Origin of the sequence: Streptomyces sp. NPDC093018 (assembly GCF_040684035.1) — a bacterium.
GTDB classification, from domain to species: domain Bacteria; phylum Actinomycetota; class Actinomycetes; order Streptomycetales; family Streptomycetaceae; genus Streptomyces; species Streptomyces murinus.
Map to the genome: position 1 here is coordinate 1 of NZ_JBFBFF010000043.1, position 2,803 is coordinate 2,803.

The 2,803-nt window shown below is 74.9% G+C and carries 3 protein-coding genes; all 3 read right to left on the bottom strand.

The genetic code is table 11. From position 1 onward, the window contains the following. Positions 1-268: 268 nt before the first annotated feature. Positions 269-688, bottom strand: a complete 420-nt coding sequence (locus AB0N90_RS37555) for a TOBE domain-containing protein (protein ID WP_361668972.1) — start codon at positions 686-688, stop codon at positions 269-271. Between the two features lie 28 nt (positions 689-716). Then, on the bottom strand, positions 717-1,850 hold the full coding sequence (locus AB0N90_RS37560; RefSeq protein ID WP_365203975.1) for an ABC transporter ATP-binding protein: 1,134 nt from the start codon (positions 1,848-1,850) through the stop codon (positions 717-719). 61 nt (positions 1,851-1,911) lie between these two features. Then, on the bottom strand, positions 1,912-2,803 hold an 892-nt coding region (gene modB / locus AB0N90_RS37565), incomplete at its 5' end, for a molybdate ABC transporter permease subunit (protein WP_365203977.1).

The following is a 2,803-nucleotide window of genomic DNA, read 5'->3' on the forward strand; positions in this document are numbered from 1 at the left end:
ACCGCGCGCGCCACCCTCGCAGTCTCCTCCGGGATCTCCGCCAGCTCCACACCACGCAACGACACGAACCCACCCCTGAACACGACAACGGCCTGTACCACCCCAACGGGGTCGTACAGGCCGTAGTCACGAAGGCCCTTGCGGATTTACCAACAGCATCCGGATCTCCGGACGGGGCCCTCGGGCGTCGGAAGGGGGTGGGTACGGGTGCCTCGGTCGCCCGTAGGGGGACGGCGGGGACACCCCGCCCAGGGGCGGCCCGGTCGCCCTACGCCGTCTCCAGGGCCACCTCGGTCGCCTTGATCAGGGCGACCACGTCGGAGCCCACGAACAGGCCCAGCTGGATGGCCGCGTCCCGGGTGATGGCGGCGGTCACTTCGCCGCCCGGGACGGAGATCCGCACGGTCGCCATGACGGCGCCGGTGGTCAGGCCGACCACTGTGCCGGGCAGCTGGTTGCGGATCGACAGGCCCTCGACCTGGGCCGTGGCGACGGAGACCTCGGTCGACTTCACCAGGGCGCGCACCGGGGTGCCGGGGGCGAGGGCCAGGTCCTCGGCGGCCGCCAGGGTGATGGCCGCGGTGAGGTGCTGGCCGCCGTCGAGGCGGACCTCGACGGTGGCCATGGCCTCGCCCGGGTGGACCGCGGTGACGCTGCCGGGGAGCTGGTTGCGGATGCTCAGGGTCATGGGCACCCACCGTAGAGCGCCCGTCGGCTCAGGCGGGGTATGCGTGGGTCTGGGTCGCTTTGACTGTCGCCCAGACCGGTGCACCGGGCTGGAGCTCCAGATCGGCGGCGGCCACCGTGGTGAGGTCGGCGGCGAGCGGGAGCTCACCGGTGAGATCGGCGCGGATCAGGTCGCCGTGCGTCTCCAGGCCGGCCACCTCGCAGCGCCACAGATTACGGGCGCTTGCCCCGGTGGGCCGGTCCCGGAAGAGGGTCACGGCCGAGGGCGGGAAGGCCACGAAGGCCGGTCCGGACAGCTCCTCGGTGGTGGCGATCGAGGGCCCGGCGTCCAGTCGTACCGTGTGGCCCGCGGCCTCGCCCCGGTAGAGGTTCAGGCCGACGAGCTGGGCGATGTAGTCCGTGCGCGGACGGCGGGCGATGTCGGCGGGGGCGCCCTCCTGGACGATCCGGCCGTGCTCCACCACCACCAGGCGGTCCGCGAGCACCATGGCGTCCAGCGGATCGTGCGTGACGAGTACGGCGACCGCCTCGAACTCGGCCAGATGGCGCCGGAGTTGGGCGCGGACCTCCAGCCGGGTGCGGGCGTCGAGGGCGGCCAGCGGCTCGTCCAGGAGGAGCAGCCGGGGCCGGGTGGCCAGGGCGCGGGCGAGGGCCACGCGCTGGGCCTGGCCGCCGGACAGCCGACGCGGCTTCGCGCCCGCGTGCTCGGCGAGCCCCATGCGCTCCAGCCAGGCCGCGGCCAGCGCACGGGCCTCCGCCTTGCCCAGGCCCTGGCAGCGCGGCCCGAACGCCACGTTGTCCAGCGCGGACAGATGGGGGAAGAGGAGGTAGTCCTGGAAGACGACGCCGACCGGGCGGGACTCCGGCGCCACCCGCTCCAACGGGACGCCGTCGAGCCGGAGATGACCTTCGCCGAGCGGCACCAGACCGGCCAGGACGCGCAGCGCGGTGGTCTTGCCCGCGCCGTTGGGACCCAGCAGCGCGACCACGTCACCGGGTGCCGCCGTCAGGGCCACGTCCAGCCGGAAGCCGCCCCGGTCCACGACGAGCCGGGCGTCGAGCCCCTGCGGGTCCACCCGCTCCGGGTCCTGGGCGTCGGGACCCTGAGTGTCGGGGCCCTGGGTATCGGAGCCCTGAGCGTCGGGGTCCGGGGCGTCGGTCATGCGTGCGGGATCCTTCGGCCGTGACTGCTCGGTGGGTGTGGTCCGCCGTCCTGCCGTCATGTCACACCCCCGTCAGCCAGCGGTCGCGCAGTCCCGCCAGCACCGCGATGGAGACGGCCAGCAGGACCAGGCTCAGCGAGATCGCGGCCTCGGGGTCGTTCTGCAGGGCGAGGTAGACCGCGAGGGGCATGGTCTGGGTGCGGCCGGGGAAGTTGCCCGCGAAGGTGATCGTGGCGCCGAACTCGCCGAGCGCCCGCGCCCAGGCCAGTACGGCGCCCGCCGCGACGCCGGGCGCGATCAGCGGCAGCGTGACCCGGCGGAACGCGGTGAAGCGGGAGGCGCCGAGCGTGGTGGCCGCCTCCTCGAAACGCGGGTCGGCGGCGCGCAGGGTGCCCTCCACGCTGATCACCAGGAACGGCATCGCGACGAACGCCTCCGCGAGCACCACCGCGGTGGTGGTGAACGGCAGGGTGACCCCGAACCAGGCGTCGAGCCACTTGCCGACGACGCCGTTGCGGCCGAGTGCGAGCAGCAGGGCCACACCGCCGACGACCGGCGGCAGCACCAGCGGCAGGGTCACCAGGGCGCGCACCAGACCGCGCCCGGGGAAGTCGGTGCGGGCCAGCAGCCAGGCCAGCGGCACGCCGAGGACGAGGCTGACGGCGGTCGCCAGGGTGGCGCTGACCAGCGACAGCTGGAGCGCCTGCCACACCTCGGTGCTGGTCAGCTGGTTCGGCAGGCTGTGCCAGGGGGCGCGGACGAGCAGCGCGAGCAGGGGCAGCAGGAGGAAGACGAGGGCGAGGACGCCGGGCAGCAGCAGGGGCAGCGGGACACCGCGGCGGCCGGCCGCGCGGACGCGGCGGGGCGTCGTACCCCTGCCCTCACCGGCGCCGGGGCCCTTCCCGACACGGCGGCGGGCGCCGGGGGCGCGCGGGGGGGCGGCGGGGCGGGCC